The following is a 947-nucleotide window of genomic DNA, read 5'->3' as shown; positions in this document are numbered from 1 at the left end:
CTTGGCATGATTTCAAGCCAAGTGGCCGCAAAGGCAATACCGGCGGACCTGACGGTTCACAAATGGCATGTCTTCCAGAACATCAAGGAAGCCAGAGGCGCCTTGGGCGCCACCGATCGCGCGCTGGCCATACTTGACGCCCTGCTTTCGTTTCATCCGGAGACCGCGCTCTATGGTGATAGCGAGCTGATCGTCTGGCCGTCCAATGAGCAGTTGATTGGGCGCGCCAATGGCATGCCACCTGCGACGCTACGGCGGCACCTGGCCGTCCTGGTGGAGTGCGGCTTAATCATCCGTAGGGACAGCCCCAATGGCAAGCGCTACGCCCGGAAAGGGCAGGGGGGCGAGATCGAGCAAGCCTACGGCTTCGACATCTCGCCGATCGTGGCACGCGCGGCGGAGTTCAAGGAGCTGGCGGAAGTCGTCCGAGCCGAGAAGAAGGCCTATCGGGTAGTCAAGGAACGGCTAACCATATGCCGCCGCGACATCGTCAAGATGATAGACGCCGGCATCGAAGAAGGCGTTCCGGCAAATTGGGGCAGGGTCCAGCAAACCTATCGAGCCATCGTCGGCCAGATTCCCCGTACAGCGCCCCGCCAAGCTCTCGAAGCGATCGCCGCCGAGCTCGAGGATCTCTGGGCTGAAGTGCGTGAGGCATTGGAATCATTCGTAAAAACAAAGAATATGAGCGCCAATGAGTCTCATATCGAGCGCCACATACAGAATTCAAATCCAGACTCTAAATCTGAATCTGAAAGTGGCTTAGGAGATAGAGAAGAAGCGAGCGGCAGCGCTGCCGAAACCGATAACGTGCGCAGCCTGCCGAGGCGCGAACTGCCGTTGGGAATCGTGCTGGATGCCTGCCCGAACATGCTCTGGCTGGTGAAGGGCGGCGGCGGAATTCGTAACTGGCGCGAATTTCTGGCTGCCGCCGAGGTTGCCAGGCC

General features: G+C 59.5%; 1 protein-coding gene. It reads left to right on the top strand.

Annotation, left to right across the window (positions count from 1 at the left end; translation table 11 throughout):
* Positions 1–947, top strand: a 947-nt coding sequence (gene repC, locus O7A70_RS33845; protein WP_337144210.1) for a plasmid replication protein RepC, incomplete at both ends; no start/stop codon positions are given.

The organism is Mesorhizobium sp. Cs1299R1N1, from assembly GCF_037179655.1.
Taxonomy (GTDB): Bacteria; Pseudomonadota; Alphaproteobacteria; order Rhizobiales; family Rhizobiaceae; genus Mesorhizobium; species Mesorhizobium salmacidum.
The sequence above is the reverse complement of the archived record's forward strand: the minus strand, read 5'-3'. Positions and strand labels throughout refer to the sequence as shown.